The organism is Saccharothrix ecbatanensis (assembly GCF_014205015.1).
Classification (GTDB): Bacteria; Actinomycetota; Actinomycetes; order Mycobacteriales; family Pseudonocardiaceae; genus Actinosynnema; species Actinosynnema ecbatanense.
The window spans coordinates 2,037,126-2,055,420 of the sequence record NZ_JACHMO010000001.1 but is presented as its reverse complement, the minus strand read 5'-3'; the positions used below and the strand labels follow the sequence as shown (position 1 = coordinate 2,055,420).

General features: G+C 71.1%; 17 protein-coding genes and 1 pseudogene. 4 read left to right on the top strand and 14 right to left on the bottom strand.

The window, feature by feature from the left end:
- Positions 1-35: 35 nt before the first annotated feature.
- Entirely contained in the window at positions 36-2,048 is a 2,013-nt protein-coding gene (locus F4560_RS08875; RefSeq protein ID WP_312868889.1) for a beta-galactosidase, read from the bottom strand.
- A gap of 81 nt (positions 2,049-2,129) precedes the next feature.
- Here F4560_RS08875 and F4560_RS08870 point away from each other — a divergent pair, with 81 nt between their 5' ends.
- Both F4560_RS08870 and F4560_RS08865 read left to right on the top strand, forming a co-directional pair.
- Positions 2,130-3,044, top strand: coding sequence for a dihydrodipicolinate synthase family protein (locus tag F4560_RS08870; RefSeq protein ID WP_246477762.1), 915 nt, complete (start codon positions 2,130-2,132; stop codon positions 3,042-3,044).
- 10 nt (positions 3,045-3,054) lie between these two features.
- Positions 3,055-3,786 carry a FadR/GntR family transcriptional regulator gene (locus tag F4560_RS08865; RefSeq protein WP_221483414.1) on the top strand — a complete coding sequence of 244 codons (732 nt, stop codon included), beginning with the start codon at positions 3,055-3,057 and terminating at the stop codon, positions 3,784-3,786.
- Positions 3,787-3,825: 39 nt separating this feature from the next.
- On the opposite strand, the pseudogene F4560_RS08860 reads toward F4560_RS08865, so the two are convergent.
- Both F4560_RS08860 and F4560_RS08855 read right to left on the bottom strand, forming a co-directional pair.
- Positions 3,826-3,996: pseudogene (locus F4560_RS08860) on the bottom strand (methyltransferase domain-containing protein); the annotation flags it as partial.
- A gap of 13 nt (positions 3,997-4,009) precedes the next feature.
- Positions 4,010-5,776 carry an ABC transporter ATP-binding protein gene (locus F4560_RS08855; protein WP_221483413.1) on the bottom strand — a complete coding sequence of 589 codons (1,767 nt, stop codon included), beginning with the start codon at positions 5,774-5,776 and terminating at the stop codon, positions 4,010-4,012.
- Between the two features lie 295 nt (positions 5,777-6,071).
- Here F4560_RS08855 and F4560_RS08850 point away from each other — a divergent pair, with 295 nt between their 5' ends.
- Positions 6,072-7,085, top strand: a complete 1,014-nt coding sequence (locus F4560_RS08850; RefSeq protein ID WP_184918496.1) for a DUF3558 domain-containing protein — start codon at positions 6,072-6,074, stop codon at positions 7,083-7,085.
- A gap of 20 nt (positions 7,086-7,105) precedes the next feature.
- Here F4560_RS08850 and F4560_RS08845 read toward each other — a convergent pair whose 3' ends face one another.
- Positions 7,106-7,666: an EF-hand domain-containing protein gene (locus F4560_RS08845; protein ID WP_312868885.1), complete on the bottom strand. Its 561-nt coding sequence runs from the start codon at positions 7,664-7,666 to the stop codon at positions 7,106-7,108.
- A 211-nt stretch (positions 7,667-7,877) separates the two neighbouring features.
- On the opposite strand from F4560_RS08845, the gene F4560_RS08840 reads away from it, so the two are divergent.
- Positions 7,878-8,744, top strand: a complete 867-nt coding sequence (locus tag F4560_RS08840; protein ID WP_184918492.1) for a GNAT family N-acetyltransferase — start codon at positions 7,878-7,880, stop codon at positions 8,742-8,744.
- 48 nt (positions 8,745-8,792) lie between these two features.
- Here the strand turns inward: F4560_RS08840 and F4560_RS08835 are convergent, their stop codons facing one another.
- The 10 genes from F4560_RS08835 to F4560_RS08790 form a co-directional block, all read right to left on the bottom strand.
- Positions 8,793-9,581, bottom strand: a complete 789-nt coding sequence (locus tag F4560_RS08835) for an MOSC domain-containing protein (RefSeq protein WP_184918490.1) — start codon at positions 9,579-9,581, stop codon at positions 8,793-8,795.
- A gap of 76 nt (positions 9,582-9,657) precedes the next feature.
- On the bottom strand, positions 9,658-10,035 hold the full coding sequence (locus F4560_RS08830; RefSeq protein WP_184918488.1) for a hypothetical protein: 378 nt from the start codon (positions 10,033-10,035) through the stop codon (positions 9,658-9,660).
- Positions 10,032-11,159 carry a hypothetical protein gene (locus F4560_RS08825; RefSeq protein ID WP_184918486.1) on the bottom strand — a complete coding sequence of 376 codons (1,128 nt, stop codon included), beginning with the start codon at positions 11,157-11,159 and terminating at the stop codon, positions 10,032-10,034. Before F4560_RS08825 ends, F4560_RS08830 begins: the two co-directional genes overlap by 4 nt.
- 64 nt (positions 11,160-11,223) lie before the next feature.
- The gene (locus F4560_RS08820; RefSeq protein WP_184918484.1) at positions 11,224-12,045 is read right to left on the bottom strand and encodes an SAM-dependent methyltransferase; all 822 of its coding nucleotides are present in this window, start codon (positions 12,043-12,045) and stop codon (positions 11,224-11,226) included.
- Positions 12,046-12,186: 141 nt separating this feature from the next.
- On the bottom strand, positions 12,187-13,056 hold the full coding sequence (locus F4560_RS08815) for an AraC family transcriptional regulator (protein WP_184918482.1): 870 nt from the start codon (positions 13,054-13,056) through the stop codon (positions 12,187-12,189).
- Positions 13,057-13,126: 70 nt separating this feature from the next.
- Positions 13,127-14,113, bottom strand: coding sequence for an ArsO family NAD(P)H-dependent flavin-containing monooxygenase (locus tag F4560_RS08810; RefSeq protein WP_312868878.1), 987 nt, complete (start codon positions 14,111-14,113; stop codon positions 13,127-13,129).
- A 46-nt stretch (positions 14,114-14,159) separates the two neighbouring features.
- On the bottom strand, positions 14,160-14,447 hold the full coding sequence (locus F4560_RS08805; RefSeq protein WP_184918480.1) for a hypothetical protein: 288 nt from the start codon (positions 14,445-14,447) through the stop codon (positions 14,160-14,162).
- A gap of 13 nt (positions 14,448-14,460) precedes the next feature.
- Positions 14,461-16,647, bottom strand: coding sequence for a xanthine dehydrogenase family protein molybdopterin-binding subunit (locus F4560_RS08800; RefSeq protein WP_184918478.1), 2,187 nt, complete (start codon positions 16,645-16,647; stop codon positions 14,461-14,463).
- Positions 16,644-17,627 (bottom strand): FAD binding domain-containing protein, encoded by a 984-nt coding sequence (locus tag F4560_RS08795; protein ID WP_184918476.1) that lies wholly within the window; start codon positions 17,625-17,627, stop codon positions 16,644-16,646. Before F4560_RS08795 ends, F4560_RS08800 begins: the two co-directional genes overlap by 4 nt.
- The gene (locus F4560_RS08790) at positions 17,624-18,250 is read right to left on the bottom strand and encodes a (2Fe-2S)-binding protein (RefSeq protein WP_312868875.1); all 627 of its coding nucleotides are present in this window, start codon (positions 18,248-18,250) and stop codon (positions 17,624-17,626) included. The genes F4560_RS08795 and F4560_RS08790 overlap by 4 nt, the downstream gene beginning before the upstream one ends.
- Between the last annotated feature and the right edge of the window lie 45 nt (positions 18,251-18,295).

The following is an 18,295-nucleotide window of genomic DNA, read 5'->3' as shown; positions in this document are numbered from 1 at the left end:
CTCGTTCGGGCGGCCACCCCCTCCGGTCGGCGTGTTCAGCTCAGCCGTGCCACCACCACACCCCGACCCGCCAGCTCCACTTCCGCACCGAGCACGTCGCCGGTGAGCACGTCGACCGCGTCGGCTGGCAGGGGCACCGTGACGGCGGTCTTGTTGTGGTTCAGCAGGAACAGCCACCGACCGTTCCCCCCGCGCTCCACCACCTCGACCCCGTCCGGCACGCCTTCGAGAACCGGGGTGACGCCCGCCGCGGTGAGCGCACGGCCGACCACGTCGGCCATCGTCGCCTCGTCCGGCCGTGTCCCGAGGTAGGTCGCCACGCCGTCTCCGAACGCGTGCCGGGTGATCGCGGGCATTCCCGCGAGCTCACCGTCGGCGAACCGGTCGAGCACGTCCGCGCCGGCCGGGGTGATCCACTCCGACCAGTGGGTGCCGGCGCCGCCGGAGTCGAGCGCGACCGTGCCGCCGGGCGGCAGCGGCCAGAACTCGTCCACGCCGAGGCCGAGGAGTTCGCGGAACGGTCCGGGGTAGCCGCCGAGGTGCACCCGTTCGGCGCTGTCCACGATGCCGGAGAAGAACGACATCACGAGGTGTCCGCCCGCGCGCACGTACTCGACCAGCCGTTCGGCGACGTCGAGGTCCACCGCGTACAGGTTGGGCACCACGACGAGCCGGTACCGGCTCAGGTCCACCGACGGCGACACCACGTCGACCGCCACGCCCGCCTTCCACAGCGAGCGGTAGTGGGCGAAGTCGGTCTCCTCCTGCACGAGTCCGGCGGACGGCAGCGCGTTGCCCTGCAACGCCCAGCCGCTCGACCAGTCGCTCACCAGCGCCACCGGCGCGTCGACCGTGCTGCCGAGCACCGGCCCCAACCGCCCCAGCTCGGCGCCGAGCGCGGCCGTCTCGGCGTACGCCCGCGTCTCGGGTCCGCCGTGCGGCACCATCGCCGAGTGGAACCGCTCCGCGCCGCCGCGGGACTGCCGCCACTGGAAGTACATGATCGCGTCCGCGCCGCGCGCGACCGCCTGGTAGCTCCACAGCCGCATCTCGCCGACAGCCTTGGGCGCGTTGTGCGCACGCCAGTTCACCGCGCTCGGGGCCTGCTCCAGCAACAGCCACGGCTTGCCGTGCAACGCGCGCATCCGGTCGTACATGAACGCGGCCTGGATCACCGTGTCGGGCTCGTTCGGGTCCGGGTAGGAGTCGTAGGAGACCACGTCCAGGTGCGGCGCCCACGACGTCACGTCGATCCGGTGCCACGCGCCGACGAAGTTCGTGGTCACCGGCACGGTCGGAGTGGCACGGCGCAGGATCTCCTTCTCCATCAGGAAGCACTCCAGCAGCGCGTCGGAGGAGAACCGCTTGTAGTCCAGCACCTGCGCCGGGTTCAGGAACGTCGGCGCGGCACGGGGTGGCAGCACCTCGGCGAGATCGGCGTAGCGCTGCGACCAGAACGTCGTGGACCACGCGTCGTTGAGCGCGTCCACGTCGCCGTACCGGTCGGCCAGCCAGGACCGGAACGCCGCCGCCGAGACGTCGCAGAAGCACTCCGGCACGTGGCAGCCGTACTCGTTGTTGATGTGCCACATGGCCAGTGCCGGGTGGTCGGCGTAGCGGGTCGCGATGGCCTCCACCAGCCGGGCCGCGTGCTCGCGGTACACCGGGCCGGACGGGCAGAAGTGCTGCCGGGAGCCGGGCGACAGCACGGTTCCGTCCGCTCGACGGGGCAGCGTCTCCGGGTGCCGGTGCGCGAGCCACGGCGGCGGGGACGCGGTCATGGTGGCGAGGCACGCGCCGATCCCGTTGGCGGCCAGCCGGTCCATCACGCGGTCCACCCAGCCGAAGTCGTAGCTGCCGGGCGTGGCCTCGACCGCCGCCCAGCCGAAGATGCCGACCGACACCATCGTCACCCCGGCGGACTTCATCAGAGCCATGTCGTCGTCCCACACCGACTCCGGCCACTGCTCGGGGTTGTAGTCGGCGCCGAACGCGAACCCGCCGAGGCGGTCCCGGACAAGGGAACTCATGGTGATCGTGCCTTTCACGGGTTCAAGGGAGTGGACATAGGACGTAGGATGTCAGTCGACCGTAGTTCCCACCGATTCCGGTCCGCAAGGGAGAATCTCTTGACCCAGCTCGATGGCGGCGTCGTGCCACCCGTGTGCACCCCGCTCACCCCGGAACGGGAGCTCGACGTCCCCTCACTGGAACGCCTGACCGCGTTCCTGATCGAGGCGGGGGTGCACGGCCTGTTCGTCACCGGCTCGACCGGTGAGGTCGCCTACCTGCCGGACGACGTGCGCTACCGGGCGCTGGAGGTGGTCGCGGGCGTCGCCGCGGGCCAGGTGCCCGTGCTCGCCGGGATCATCGACACCACCACGCCACGCGTGGTGGAGCACGCCAAGGCGGTGAAAGCCTTCGGCGCCGACGCGCTCGTGGCGACCGCCCCGTTCTACGCGCCCACCCACCCCTCGGAGTTCGGCGGGCACTTCCGGGCCATCCGGGCGGCGGTGGACCTGCCGCTGATCGCCTACGACATCCCCGCCTCCGTCGGCTCCAAGCTGCCCACCGACGTGGTGGTGGAACTCGCGGAGGACGGCACGCTTGCCGCGTTGAAGGACTCCAGCGGCGACCTCGACGGGCTTCGCGCGGTGCTGGAACGCACCGACCCGACCAGGTTCCAGTGCTACTCGGGTTCGGAGACGCTCGCCGACCTCGGCCTGTTCATCGGGGCGCACGGACTCGTGCCGGGCATCGCCAACGTCGACCCGCACGGCTACCTGCGGCTCTACGAAGCCGCTCGGCGCGAAGACTGGGACGCCGCGCGAGCCGAGCAGTCGCGGCTGCGGCGGCTGTTCGAGGTGATCCGCGTCGGCGGCACGCGGATGGGGCGCTACTCGTCGGCCATCGGCGCGTTCAAAGAGGGTCTGAAATGCCGTGGAGTAATCGCGAACGCGACGACGAGCCAGCCGATGATCCCGCTGGACGACACGGAGCGGGCGGCCGTACGGCAGCACCTCGACGAGGCCGGTCTGCTCTAAGGTTGCGTGGATGTTGGAGGTCGTCATGACGGAGCAGCAGCCCGCGCGGCTGGTCACCAGGATGAACCGGGCCATCCGGGACGAGATCACCGGCCTGATCCTGAACCGTCGCCTGAAGTCGGGCGACCCGTTGCCCACCGAGACCGAGCTGGTCGAGGCGCTGGGTGTGAGCCGCAACTCGATCCGCGAGGCGCTCAAGGCGTTGCAGGCGCTGGACATCGTGGAGATCCGACACGGCTACGGCACCTACGTCGGCCGCCTGTCCCTGGACCCGCTCGCAGACGGGCTGACCTTCCGCGCGCTGCACGACATCGGCCGCGATCTGCGGTCGATGGAGGAGATCGTGGAGGTGCGGGAGGCGCTGGAGGGCGCGTTGATCCGGCGGGTCGCCGCGACCATCCCGGAGGCCGACCTCGCGGTGCTGGACGAGGTGACCCGGCGGATGCACGAGCGGGCCACGGCCGGTGAGACGTTCGCCGAGGAGGACTGCGAGTTCCACGAGGTGCTGTACCGGTCGTTGGACAACGCGCTGGTGACCCAGTTGCTGCGGGCGTTCTGGGACGTCTTCCACCGGGTCAACCACCGGCTCGGGGTGACCGATCCCGACCCGATGCAGACGGTGCGCCGGCACCGGGCCATCGTCACCGCGCTGCGCAAGCGCGACGTGGCGCGCGCCGAGGCGGCGATGGCGGAGCACTTCCGCAACCTCGACGTCCGGGTCGCCCAGCTGCGCTCCACCTGATCACCCGGCGGCACGGGGTCCGGGCCCGGCGAACAGCCGGTCGACGCCGTGCCGTCGCCGGGCCCGCTCCACCATCCCGGCACTCAGGTCGATGCCGCTCACGATTGCGCCCTGGTCACGCAGCGCCGCGAACAGGGGGCCCGCTCCGCAACCGGCGTCGAGGATCCGCCGGCCCGCCACGTCCCCGGCGAGGGCCAGGGTGGCGGGCCGTCTGCCAGTGGCGTCAGGCCACGTGGCCCGCGTGCAGCCGGGCGTAGGCCCCGTCACGACGTAGCAGTTCGTCGTGAGGGCCGATCTCCTGGATCGCGCCGTCCTGCATGACGACGATGCGGTCGGCGTCGCGGATGGTGGACAGCCGGTGGGCGACCACGAACGTGGTCCGGCCGCGGACCAGCCTCGCCAACGCCTGCTGGACCAAGGCCTCGGACTGGGTGTCCAAGGCGGAGGTGGCCTCGTCGAGGATCAGCAGGCGGGGGTCGCGCAGCAGGGCGCGGGCGATGACCAGGCGTTGTCGTTGGCCTCCGGACAGGTGGGCGCCCCGATCAGCGACCGAGGTTTCGAGCCCGTCGGGCAGGTGGTCCACGAAGTCCAGGGCGTTGGCGTCGCGCAGGGCCGCCCTGATCGCGGTGTCGTCGGCGTCGGGCATGCCGAAGGCGACGTTCTCCCGGACCGTGCCGTCGAACAGGATCGGCTCCTGCGGCACGACCGAGATGAACCGCCGGTAGGTGCGCAGATCCAGCCCGGCCATGTCGACGCCGTCCAGCATGATCCGACCGGACGTGGGGCGGATGAAGCCGATCAGCAGGTTGAGCACCGTGGACTTGCCCGCCCCGGACGGGCCGACCAGCGCGATCGTCTCGCCGGTGGCGACGGAGAGGGTGAAGTCGCGCACCGCCGGCCGGCCGGTCTGGTCGTAGACGTGGCCGACGGCCTGGAAGTCCACCGCACCGCCGACCCGGGTGACCTCGGCCTTGCCCTCGTTGTCCTCCAGGGCGGGAGTGCGCAGCACCTCGCTCGCGGAGCGAACGGACTCCAGCCCTTTGGAGATCACCGGGGCCAACGCCATCAGGGTGGCCAGGGAGGTGGTGGCGGTCGTCAGGAAGGCGCTGAGCATGACCACGTCACCGGCCGTGATGCCCCAGACACCGTGGTAGGCGACCAGGGCGGAGGCGGTCAGGAAGACCACGCCCAGGATGTTGAGGAACACCCACGACAACGAGGCCACCCGGCCGTTGAGCAGGTCCAGCCGCAGTCCCGAAGACAGGACCCTCCGCAGGGTGTCGTCCATCCGCCGCAGGGCGTGGCCTTCCAGGCCGTGCGCGCGGGTGACGGGGATCAGCTGGGTCATCTCGTTCACCCGGGCCGCCAGGTGCTCCACGTCGTGGCGGAACACCTCGTTGTGGTCGCGCAGGCTGGTCCGCAGGCGCATCACCACCAGGGACGCCAGCGGCACGATCACCACAAGCAGCGGCAGGAACTGCGGTGCGCGGACGCCGACGATCGTCAGACCGCCGACCAGGACGGTGATCGCGCCCATCCCGGTGTCCGTCGTCTGCTGCACCATCTGCTCGACGGTCTCCACGTCGCGGACGACCTTCGCCTGGAGCACGCCCGCGCTGGTCCGGTTGTGGTAGCCGATGGACAGCTCCTGCAACCGGGTGCACAACGCCGACCGCAGCTCGGTGCCCGCACGCCGGACACTCCCGTGCAACAGACGGACGTAGAACAGGTGCAACGGGTAGTTGACCACCAGGATCAGCATGATCACACCGGTGGCGACCCACATCCCGGCGAGCGGCAGGCGCAGCACCACGGTGTCGACGATGGTGGCCGTGACCAGCGGAAGCAGCCAGACCGGGCTGTGCTTGACCACGAAGACGACCAGCGCACCGCCCAAGCGCCGCCGATGAGGGCGGAACAGGCGGCCCAGGGCGCGCAAAGCGCCTTCACCCGGGTCGTGCCGACCTCGCGGGGTCTCGGAGGAGGCCACCGAGGGTGCTCCCTTCATCGCCGGAAATCGGGCACGACACCAGCCCGGCGGCCCATCGGGTGCGGGGCCGGACCGGGTCGGTCAACACTCTTCGTCACGACTTGGAAAGCGCTTTCCACCATTCTCCGGAGCGGCAGGAGCAGTGTCAAGCCGCGCCACCGCCCGGAGCGGCGGGAAGCCGCGTTGTAGGGCGTTCACCTGACATCACCGGACCCGCGGCACACCTAGCCTGATCGGCAACGGGGGCGCCGCGGGTCTCGCGCTGACGTCATTCTCACGTTGACAAGGGGTATGCATGAAGCCGTGGATTCACCAGCTGGGCGCCGTGCTGGGGGTCTCGGTGCTGTTGTTGGCCGGGGGCTGCGGCAAGACCGTCACGGGTTCGGCGATCCCCGAGTCGCCGTCCGGTTCGGAGACCGCGGATTCCACCGGCAAGGAGCAGAAGACCGGGTTCGACGAGTGCGGCCTGGCCGAACCGGCCGAGCTGGCCAAGGCGATCGGCGTGAACGCCATGTACGTCACCGGCCGTTCGGCGATGACGCAGCCGGACGGCAGTCGCCGCGCCAGTTGCACCTATTTCCCGGAGGACGTGCCCGGAATGCTCGGGCTTCAGATCAGCACGGTGGCGGACACCGACGCCGAGCGGTTCTTCGCACCGTTCGCCAAGAAGTTCCGCAACATCAAGCAGGTGCCCAAACTGGGCGACCGCGCCGAAGCGGTGGCGTACAAGGCGAACGGCACCTCGACCCACTACATCGAAGTCAGGACGATCTCCGGCGACCGCGGGGTACACCTCTACTACACCTACATGGACAGCGGCGGCGCCATGCCCAAGGCCGACGGCTCGGCCGCCGCGTTGATCCTCGTGAAGGCGCTGGAACGGCTGCCGGACAAGGTGACGATCCCCGACGGGACGCCGGACGGCCGGTGCGCGGACATCGACCTCAAGGCCGCCACCAAGGCCCTCGGGGCCGAGTTCGTGATGGCCCGGTCGGTCGTGTCCGAGAAGGACAGCATGAACTGCTACTTCAGCGGCGGCGCGGCGAGCTTCGACGTCACCCTGGTCACCGACCCGAACCCGGTGCGAGGGTGGACCGTCGCACCGGACAAGATCACCCACCCCGACCTCGGCGACGGCGCCCGCTTGCTCTTCACCGAGGCCAAGACGCTGAGCGCGCGGATCAACGTGGGTGACCGTGTCCTGGCGATCAACGCGTCCTACGACGCACCCGACACGGTCACCGCGCTGCGGCCCGCGGACGTCGAACTGGTGCGGACCATCGTCGACTCGGTCGGCAAGCGGAAATAGCGCGGGTGGTGCCGGGCGGTTCACCCCACGGGTCGGCCCATCCACCAGTTGCCCGGGGCGTCCGGGTCGGTGCTGGACCAGAACTCGACGCAAGCCCGCGTGAACTCCTCGGCGGTGAGGTAACCGTCGCCGTCCGCGTCGAGGTGTTCGAACGCCACCGCGGCGTCGGCTTCGGTCAGCCCGGGGAAGTGGCCGCGCTGGAAGGCGAAGTACTCGGTGGGGCTCACGCGGCCGTCGGTGTCGCTGTCGGCGATGGCGAGGAACGCCTCGGCCAACGCGCCGACACTGGCCTGCGCGGCGTGCGGGTCGTCGGCGAGGGAACCGGTGGAGTGGACGAACTGCTCGCGCGAGATGGCCGTGCCACCGCCGGGGATGTGCGGCAGGTGCAGGTCGTGCCAGATCCGCAGGTAGGCGTCGACGAGGCGTTGCTCCTGCGGCGAGTCCGGCGCGTGCCCGAGGGATTCGGCGGCCCTCCTGCCCATCAGCACGTGGTCCTGTTCGGTGAGCAGCCCGTCCCCGTCGACGTCCAGGTGGGCGAACCCGTGGTTGATCTTTGCCTTCAGCAGGTCGTTGACCGGCACGAACCCTCCGCATGCGTTCGGATGAGGCAGACGGCACAAAGGATGGTGGCGTGCGGCATCTCCGGACAACATCCGAACGGGTCTCCGGGCGACTCGATCGGGTGGTGTCAGACAGTCATGGCCAATCCGGTGGACACCGTCCCGGACTCCAGGACGTCATGGCGCGAAAACCGGGTGCGGACGGTCGGGACGGTGGTGTGTGATCAGGGGTATGGCGATTGCGCTGAGCGAACCAGGAGTCGACGGGCTGGACGAGGCCGTCGACGCGCTGCGGGAGTGGCAGTACGACGGGGCGCCGATGCAGCTGCACCCCGGGGATCTGGGCTGGTTCTGGCGGTTCGGTCCGGAGGCGACGGCCGCGGCGGTCCGGACCTGGCGCCGGGACGGCCGGGTTCTCGCCGTCGGGCTGCTGGACGGTCCCACGCTGTTGCGGCTGACGATCGCGCCCGACGCCCGGCTGGACGAGGAGCTGGCGCGACATCTGGCCAAGGACGTGACCGAGCCGGAGCGCGGCGTGTTGCCGGAGGGCACGGTGTACGTCGAAGCCCCGCTGGGCGCTCTGCTCCACGATCTCCTGTCCGAGAACGGCTGGAATCCCGACGAGCCGTGGACGCCGCTGCGCCTCGATCTCACTGAGCCGTTGAAGGACCCGGGTGTGCGGATCGAGGTGATCGGGCCGGAGCAGGCGGACGTGCGGGCCGCCGTGCAGCGGGAATCGTTCGACGGGTCGACGTTCGCGGTCGAACGCTGGCACGCGATGGCGGCAGGCTCGCCGTACGACGACGCCCGCTGTCTCGTCGCGTACGACGACCGGGGCAACGCGGTCGCGGCTGTGACGGTGTGGTCGGCCGGTCCGGGAAAGCCCGGGTTGCTCGAACCGATGGGCGTGCACCGGGAACATCGCGGCCACGGCCATGGCAAGGCGATCACCGTCGCCGCGGCGGCCGCACTGCGGGAGCTGGGCTCGTCCAGCGCGTTGGTCTGCACCCCGAGCTCCAACGTCGGCGCGGTCGCCACGTACAAGTCGGCCGGGTTCCGGCCACTCCCCGAGGTCCGGGACAAACGCCGGGACGCGTGATGCTCCAGGTCGTGGTCTTCACGTGGCGAGGTCGTGCGCGGGCGCGGGTCAGCGCCATTCGGTGACGGTGACGCTGTCGCCGACGGCGATGGCGCCCGGGGAAAGCACGGACGCTTTGAGGCCGAAGATGGTGCCGTCGGGTACGCGGCGGTAGTCGGCCAACGTGCGCAACGGCTCGGGGCCGACACGCATCCCGGTCGACTGGTCGACCAGGGTGACCGCGCAGCGGATGGCGGGCTCACCGAAGCCGATCTCGGCGCCGCCGATCGTCATCCGTTCCACCCGGTCCTCGGTGTGCGGCTCGGGCCAGCCGCTGATCACGATGTTGGGCCGGAACCGGTCCATCGGAACGGGATTCGCACCGCGCTCCAGGATCCGCGCGTTCAGACCGTCCAGTGTGGACAGCGAGAGGACCAGCAGCGCGCCCGGGTCGGCCGGGCCGCGGGCACGGCTCGCCCGCGCCGGCTCGCGCATCAAGCGGACCGGCGTGCCGATGGCTCCGGACAGCCATTCCGCCACCTCGTCGCCCTGGTCGATCCCGGCCCCCGGCCACTTCTCGATGTCGATCGGCTGGGTCGGCCCGTCCGTCACCACGTCCACCACCAGCTCGCCTGCGCCGGGTGCGCTCAACTCCAGCTTCGCGCCCTCGTGCAGCAACCGCGCACGGACCGCGGCCAGCAGCGGCGCCTGACCCTGCCAGACGATCGTCCCGTCCGGCCCGACCGGCGCGAACAACCGATCGTCGGCCAACCCGGTCGGAGTGGCCTCGGCCCGCTCGAGGACGACCCCGCCACACCCTTTGATCGGGTACGTCGCCAGCGCGGAAACGGTTGCCATGCGGCCAAAGTACTCCCCGCCACCGACCTCGCGCCGTGATTCGTGGTGGTACGCCCGGGATTCCGGGGGAAGCGGACTACCAGGCGTCCCTGAGCAACGACGGCCCCTGATCGTCATCGTCATCGTCACGCACAGGCCTGGCCGGCGGAGGAGTCGGCTCGACGTCCATTCCCGCAAGCCCGGCGACGTACTCTTCGAGGAACGCCGGCCCCTCCTCGACCAGCACCTCGCGTTCCGCTTCCGGCAGCCGGTGGAACTTGTCGACCGCGGCGAGGGTCTCGTCCATCACCGACTCCACCGCCCAGCCCTGGGTCAGCAGATCGCGCGGGCTCCGGCGGCCGGCGACGACCTCCTTCGCGAAGTCGGCCATCGCGCCGTCGTCCGCCGCGGCCAGTGCGCGGAACAGGTTGCGCTGTGCCTGCTCGCCCTCGGCGGTCGTGAACGGATTCGTCATGACGCCGCCGGGTGGTCGAAGTGGGACCACGGCCAGATCGCGCGCACACCGTCGCCCTCCGCCCGCACGGTCTGCACGACGGCCGCGAAACCGTGCGCGATCGCCCAGAGCTGGTCGACCGCGGACTGGATCTTGTTGGCGATGCCGATGATCGAACCGATGAACCTCGCCTGCCCACCGGTGGCGACGTCAGCGATCGTGCCGAGGAACTTGAGCACCGGCTTGCCCCTCATCGCGGTGAGCAGCGCGACGATGGCGTCGATCAACGTCTCCAGCAGGAAGCCGATCGTCTGGTAGAGGTGGAAGGCGGCCTCGGCGAGCAGCGACACCTTCTTGGCGACGTCGTGGCAGTACTTCGCGTGCTCCGCGCAGCCGAGGGTGAACCGGTCGAGCCACTGCGCGGCAGCCGCCGCCGCGTTGCCGTCCCAGAACTCCTGGATCGCGTAACGGCCGCGCTGGAGGTTCTTGACGATGCCGTCGAACGCGGTGCCGGTGTCGGCGATGACGACGCTCTCCCGGTAGATGGCGTCCCAGTCGCCGCTGTAGACCTCGGTGATGCGGCCCAGCGGGCTCCAGCCGAGGATCTTCTGCGCGATCTTGTCCGCCATCGCGGCCACCGAGCCGAGGTCGCCGGGCGACAGCCACTGGGCGAGCTTGTCCTCAAGACCCATCGGCCACTTGTCCCGCAGCACTTCCTTCTCGAGGCTCGTCTCGCCGGGGCCGTTGTAGTACCTCGTCTCGACCACGTCGGTGAAGCCGCTCGACGCGACGCCCGCCGGCAGTTCGCCCGCCTCGACGTTCCTCGGGTACGTCGGGACCGTCGGGTACGTCTTGTCCAGCCGGTCCGCCTCGGCGAGGTCCGTGGCGCCGTAGAAGCGGGCCGCGCCGGCCAGCTCGACCGCCGACGAACCGGCGAGGCTCAGCGCGCGCCGCGTGTTGTCCTGCGCGTGGAAGCGCAGGCTCTCCAGGTGGCCGGTGATCTCCTGGAAGAGGCCCTGGCCGATGTCGGAGACCTGGTTGCGCTCCAGCGCTTTGATGTGCGCGGCGATGCCGACGCTCTGGCGCTGCACGAGGTCGCCCAGCAGCTCGATGGCCTTCGGCGCGGCCTTGATGACGTCCCCCACGGCGCAGATGATGACACAGCCGCACGCCCTCAGCCCGGATTTGCGCTGATCATCGCGGCACGGGTCACTCGGCTTCGACTGCACCGCCACGAACGCGGGCGACGCCGCCGTAGACACCCTGCACGGGGGTCCCGACGTGGGTGATGCCGGGTTCGGGATGCCAGCTCGGCGCGTCGACCACACCCGGTTCGACCAGGTCCATGCCGTCGAACAACTCGGCCACGCGGTCGAACGGGCGGAAGAACATGGGGTCAGGGCTGGCGGCCATCGACCTGGTCACCTCGGCCATGCCGTCGGGGTCGTGGTCCGCGGTGAGGTGCGAGATCGCCACGTAGCTCCCCGGTGGCAGGGCGTCGCGGTAGAGCGCCACGAGGGCCGCCGGGTCCTTCTCGTCGGGCACGAAGTGGTGGACGGCGACCATCAGCAGCCCGATCGGCTCGTCGGTGGCGAGCAGGTCGCGGACCGCGGCTGCGTTCAGGACGCTGTCGGAGTCGGTGAAGTCGGCCCGCACGACGTCCGCGCGGTCGTTGTCGCTCAGGATCAGTTCGCTGTGGGCCACGGCGACGGGCTCGTAGTCGACGTACACCACGCGGCTGGCGGGGTTGGCGCGTTGGGCGATCTCGTGCACGTTGCCCACGGTGGGGATGCCGGAGCCCAGGTCGAGGAACCGGGTGATGCCCCGCTCGGCCATGAACAGCACCGCGCGGCGCAGGAAGGCCCGGTTCGAGCCCGCGATCTCCCGCGCCCTCGGCAGCCTGGTGACGATGAACTCGGCCACTTGCCGGTCGGCGGGGAAGTTGTGGCCGCCGCCGAGTAAGCAGTCGTACACCCGCGCCGCGGACGGCTTCGAGGTGTCGATTCCCGCGGGCACCCAGGTGTCGGTCACTGCTGCTCCTCGCCGGTCGGTGGATCGAGCCCGACGAGCCTAGCGACGACGTCGGCGCCGATCCGCCGGCGCCGGCCGGTTCCCAGTCGGATGACCGGGAACCGGCCGGGCCTCACGCTGCCCGGGTCGTCACGCCCGTTGTCACGCCGGTTCGACCGGCAGCCACAGTTCGCAGGTGGCGGTGCTGAAGTCGTCCGCGCGGTCCAGGATCGCGACGATCGACGGTCCGGGGCGCAGGCGCCACGGGTTGGAGGGGAACCAGTCGGTGGCGGTCGCGGCCCAGGTCGTCTGCAAGGCCTCGGGGTGCGGTCCGGCGGTGCGGAAGACCGCCCACGTCCCGGTCGGCACCTCGATGGCGTCGAGGTCGTCCGGGACCGTCGCGTCCTGGCGGACTGCGACGCCGTGCAGGTAGGTCAACTCGCTGCCCTCGGCGCCGTCGGAATCGAGGTCGTCCGAGACTTGCAGCAAACCTCCCGGCTCGGTGTCGCTGAGCGCCTTCAGCCGCGCGTGCGCCTCCTGCGGAAGTGCCGCGATGTGCTGCTGGATGTGCGGGTTGACGCCCTGGTGGATGAGCGGGACGCGGGCCGCGTGCCCGACGAGCCGGAACGCGGGGCGGTCGGCGATGCGGGTGTCCATGGGGGTACTCCCTTCGACGGTCAGGCGGAACCTGACTTGGGGTTGGGTGCGAAGAGGGCCTCCGTCTCGGCGGACGTCACCGGGGCCGGCGCCGTGGACGGCCCGGAAGGCGCGTCCGAACGCCTCGGTCGAGCCGTAGCCGTGCCGGACCGCGACGCTGAGCAGATCGTCCTCGCCCCGGACGATGTCGGCGGCGGCGACGGTCATGCGGCGGCGGCGCACGTACTCCGACAGCGGCATTCCGGCCAACGACGAGAACATCCGGCGCAGGTGGTACTCGGTCGTGCCGAGCTCCCTGGCCAAGCCGTTGACGTCGAGTTCTTCGGTGAGGTGCTCATCGACAAGGTCGACGAGCCGGTTGAGTGCCGAGATCACGAGTCCTCCTTCGACTTCAACCCTGGCCGACGACACCCCTGCCGTGCCCGACCGTTCCGGTCCGATCCGATCAGGTCCGGACGAGTTCCGCGACTGCTGCCCGTGCGGTGGGGCCGACGCCGATGAGGGTGGCCGAGGCCGGGCCGGTCCAGTCGCCGTAGCCGAGCGGGTGGAGGCGGGGTCCGGCGTGGACGTGGCCGTTGCGGTCGCGCAGGTTCAGGGGTGCGAGGTGGTCGAGGGCGGGGCGGAAGCCGGTGCACCAGATGACGGTGTCGGCGTCGGCCACCAGCCGGCGGTCCATCGGTCGGGCGACGAGCAGTCCTCGGTCGCGGGCGTCGCGCACGGGTGGGACGGCGACGATGTCCCCCAGCGCGCCGACGCCTCCGGGCCACTGGGTGGCGATGCCGAACAGGGCCTTGCCGTCGATCTCGTCCGGCAGGTAGCGGGGCGGGCGACGGGTGATCCAGGTCAGGTCCACGTGGTCGGCCAGGTCGGCCGCGATCTGGGCGCCGGAGTTGCCGCCGCCGACCACGACCACGCGCTGTCCGGCGAGCTGCTGCGGGTTGCGGTACTGCACGGTGTGCAGGTGGCGGCCGGGCAGGTCACGGGCCACGGCGGGGATGAACGGGCGCCACCAGGTGCCGGTGGCGCTGATCACGGCGTCGGCGAACCGGCCGTCCACGTCGTAGCCGCCCTCGACTCGCCGCACCGAACGAACGCGGACGGAACGCTCGACCGGCAGCTCGTACCGCTTCTCGTAGGAGGCCAGGTAGTCCACGACGTGGTCTGCGGTCGGGTAGCCCTCGTGCGGGAAGCGGGGCATCGGCCACCCCGGCAGCGAGCTGTGACGGGCCGGGGAGAACAGGCGCAGCGAGTCCCACCCGTGCAACCACGCGCCGCCGGGTTCGGGTTGGGCGTCGAGGATGGTGAAGTCCACCCCGGCGCGACGCAGGTGGTAGCCGGCGGCGAGCCCCGCTTGGCCGCCGCCGATGACGATGACGTTCAGCGCCGTTCCACCTTCGCGTCGACCAACGGGCCGAGTGCCGGACCCCGGCACGTGACCGTACCGGGGTCCGGGTCGAGCCGTCGGCCAGGCCCCGAAGCTAAATTGCCACGGTGTCGAACGTGGTGCCGTTGGCGGTCAGGGCACGGGCGACCCGACCGTCGCGCGCGGACTGGAGGACGAACTGGAACGGCACCGGCGCCGCCGCCATCTCGTCGAACAGCCGCTTCGTGCCGGGCAGCAGGTCCGGGGTGCCCAGCAATTCAATTGGCGATGAACACAGGTTGGGTAAGACGTCTCGTTTCATCTCAATACGTTGCGGCCCGTAACAATGCGCATCGCATATCGCGAGTTGTAGTTCCGGCACCGCCACCACGACCAGTTGCACACCGCGACCTCCCCTACAACAGCTTGTCCCGCGTGATGGGCAGGTCCCGCACGCGTCGGCCGGTGGCGTGGTAGACGGCGTTGCCGATGGCGGCCGGCACCCCGGTGATCGGGGTCTCGCCGAACCCGCGCGCGCCCAGGGCGGTGCTGCCCGGGTCCGGGCGGTCGACGAAGTGGGTTTCCACCGCCGGGGCGTCCGCGGACACGGGCATGAGGTAGGTGGACAGGTTCGGGTTGACCACGCGGGCGGTGCGCGGGTCGTAGACGGTGTGTTCCATCAGCGCGTGCCCGATCCCCCACGTCACACCGCCGAGCACTTGACCCCGTGCGGTGCGGCGGTTCATCACCCGGCCCATGTCGTGGGCGGTCACGACGCGGGTGACGCGCACCGAACCCAGCCTGGCGTGCACCCGGACTTCGAGGAAGACCGTGCCGTAGGAGTGGCCCGGCGTGTTCTGCACGCTGCCCGTCGCCTCGACCGGTGTGCCGTGCCTGCCGACGACGGCGCGGTAGCTGTCGCGTCGCTCGCGGTCCCGCACGTGGAACATGTGGCCGTGCGCGGTCACCACCTCGTCCGTCGGGACACCGGCCAGTGGGGACCGCTGGTCGGCCACCGCCAGGGCCACCACCGCGTCCCGCGCGGCACGGGCGGCCTTGTCCACCGGGCCGGTCACGCTCGCGATCGTCGCCGAACCGGCCGACACGCCCGAATACGGCAGCGCGGTGTCGCCGATGACGGCGGTGACGGCGTCGAGCGGCATGCCCAGGGCGTCGCCCGCGACCTGGCTGATCACCGTGTACGTGCCGGTGCCGATGTCCTGGGTGGCGATGCGCACCACCGCCCTGCCGTCGACGCCGACCGCGACCGACGCGGTGACCGGCATGGCGGCCGGTGCGGTGGCGAAGGTGTGCGTCTCGGTGGCCATGCCCCAACCGACGTACTCGTCGCCCTCCTTGGTGGCGCCGGGTCGGGATGTGCGCCGGAACCAGCCGAAGGCCTCGGACGCGATCCGGTAGCAGTGCAGCAGGTGCTTGCCGCTGATCCGCGAGCCCGTCTCCTGGTCGACCTCGGTGTGGTTGCGCCGCCTCAGCTCCACCGGGTCCAGGCGCAGCAGCCAGGCGAGCTCGTCCAGGGCGGTTTCCAGGCCGAAGTGGGCGGTGGTCTCCGGTGAGCGCATGTAGCTGGACGTCGCGATGTCGAGCGGCACGCCTTCCTGTCTGATGTGGACGTCGGGGCAGTCGTACAGGACGCTGGTCGAGTCGCTCTCGTTGAAGATCGACTCCTCGGTGCGGGTCAACTGGGCCGCGGTCGTCTCGGCGATGGCGGTGAGCTTGCCCTGTCGCGTGGCGCCGACCCGCAGGTGCTGGCGGAACTCCGACCGGTGGCCGGTCAGGGTGAACATCTGGGCGCGGCTGAGCACCAGGCGGACCGGCCGCCGCGCCAACCGCGCGGCGGCGACGGTGAGGATGGTGTGCGGCCAGATCGGTCCCTTCGCGCCGAAACCACCGCCCAGGAACGGGGCCAGCACGCGGATCCGGTCCGGTGGCAGGCCGAACGCCGTGGCCAGGACCACCCTGGTGAGGTTGACGCCTTGGGTGGTCTCGTGCAGCGTCAGGCTGTCTCCGTCCCACTCCGCCGTGGTGGCGTGCGGCTCGATCGGGTTGTGGTGGCGCGTCGGGCTGGAGTAGCGGACGTCCAGTCGGACTTCCGCCGCCGCCAGCGCGGATTCCGCGTCGCCGCGGGCGATCTCGTTGGGCCGACCGCGGAACGGGAGTGGCAGGTGCGGCGGCTCGGTCGCGGCGTCGATCGACGCCGTCGGCCGCTCGGCGCGGTAGTCGACCCGGACCAGGTTCGCGCCTTCCACCGCCTGCTCCACCGTCGCGGCCAGGACGATCGCCACGGGCTGGCCGGCGTGGTGGACCGCGGTGCCCTGGAGCGGGATGAACCCCTTGACGTACGGGAACGGGGGCACGGTCAGGCGGGGCAGGTCGAGATGGGTGTACACCGCGACCACGCCGGGGTGCGCCAGTGCGTCCGACGTGTCGATGCCGACCACCTCGCCGCGTGCCACCGTGCTGGTCACCAGGAACCCGTGCAAGGCCCCGGGCACCGGGTCGTCGGCCGGGTATCGGGCGGCGCCGGTGACCTTCGCACGGCCGTCGACGCGCACCACCGGGCGTCCTACCAAGCGGCCGGTCACCGCAGACCTCCCATTCCGCCGATCAGTTCCACCAGCGCACGCTGCACCAGCTCGACCTTGAACCCGTTGTGCCGCCGGGGCACGGCATCGCGCACGAGCGCGCGGCCGGCCCGCTCGATCGCCTCCACCGTCAGCGGCGCTCCCCGCAGGACCGCCTCTGCCTCGGGCGAGCGCCACGGGGTCGTCCCGATCCCGCCGAACGCCAACCTCACGTCCCCGACGCTGCCTCCGCGCATCTCCAGGACGGCCGCGATCGAGACGACCGCGAACTCGAACGTCGCGCGGTCACGCAGTTTCAGGTAGCGCGACCGGGCCGCCGCCGTGCCTCGGGGCACCTCGACCGAGGTGATCAGCTCGGCCGGCCGCAGCACCGTGTCGGCGTGCGACACCTGCCCCGGCCGGAGGTAGAACTCACCCAGCGGGACCTGTCGTGGACCGTCCGGACCGAGCAGGTGCACCACCGCGTCGAGGGCGAGCAGGGCGACCGCCAGGTCCGACGGGTGGGTGGCGATGCAGTGCCCGCTACCGCCGAGCACGGCGTGGCCGCGGTTCCAGCCCTCCAGCGCGGGACACCCGCTGCCCGGCGACCGCTTGTTGCACGCCGAGGCCGCGTCCCGGAAGTAACCGCACCTGGTGCGTTGCAGCAGGTTCCCGCCGATCGTCGCCATGTTGCGCACTTGCGGTGACGCCGAGGCCTCCAGCGCCTCGGCGAGCACGGGGAAGCGTTCGCGGACCGACCGGTGCTCGGCCACCTGCCGCATCCGGGCCAACCCGCCGATGCGCAGGCCGTTCGCCGAGTCGGTGACCGACGCCAGGTCGAGCCGGTTGATGTCGACGAGGTGCTCGTGCCGCTGCGCCCCGTCCCGCATGAGGTTCAACAAGTCCGTGCCACCCGCGATGAACGCTGCGCCCGGCGTCTCCCGCGCCACGCGCACCGCCTCCGCCGGTTCCCGGACCGGGGTGTACCCGAACGCCCTCACCGGCGCACCTCCCGGGCCGCGTCGGCGACCGCCGCCACGATGTTCTGGTAGCAGGCGCAGCGGCACAGGTTGCCGCTCATCCACTCGCGGATCTCCGCCTCCGACCCGGTGTGCCCCTCCCGGATGCACGCGACGGCGGACATGACCTGCCCGGACGTGCACGCACCGCACTGGAAGGCGTCGTGCCGGATGAACGCCTCCTGCACCGGGTGCAGCCGATCCCCGTCGGCCAACCCCTCGATCGTGGTGATGTCGCTGCCCTGCCTCATGACCGCGAGGGTCAGGCACGACTTGACCCGCTCCCCGTCGACCAGGACCGTGCAGGCGCCGCACTCCCCCCGGTCGCACCCCTTCTTCGTCCCGGTCAGCCCCAACCGCTCGCGTAACGCGTCCAGCAGCGTCACTCTCGGCTCCACCGTCAGGACCTGTGCGCGGCCGTTGACCGACAGGGCGATCTCCGCGCTCTCACCGGGAGCGATCGCGCTGAGGCCGATCGCGCTGGGACCGGCAGGTTCGGCGCGCGCCACGGCCGGCGGCAACGCGGTGCCCGCCGCGACGACCGCGCTCGACTTCAACACCGTTCGACGCGTGTGGGTCCGCGCGGGGCGAGATGACTCCGGCACCGCATCCTCCTCGACTCGGAACCTAACGGCGCTATAGCTCCGCCT

What these genes read in the sequence shown, in the direction of transcription:
- F4560_RS08865 (WP_221483414.1), top strand. Translation starts at nt 3,055, where the DNA reads ATGTTGGAGGTCGTCATGACGGAGCAGCAGCCCGCGCGGCTGGTCACC.
- F4560_RS08850 (WP_184918496.1), top strand. Translation starts at nt 6,072, where the DNA reads ATGAAGCCGTGGATTCACCAGCTGGGCGCCGTGCTGGGGGTCTCGGTG.
- F4560_RS08840 (WP_184918492.1), top strand. Translation starts at nt 7,878, where the DNA reads ATGGCGATTGCGCTGAGCGAACCAGGAGTCGACGGGCTGGACGAGGCC.
- F4560_RS08835 (WP_184918490.1), bottom strand. Translation starts at nt 9,581, where the DNA reads ATGGCAACCGTTTCCGCGCTGGCGACGTACCCGATCAAAGGGTGTGGC.
- F4560_RS08830 (WP_184918488.1), bottom strand. Translation starts at nt 10,035, where the DNA reads ATGACGAATCCGTTCACGACCGCCGAGGGCGAGCAGGCACAGCGCAAC.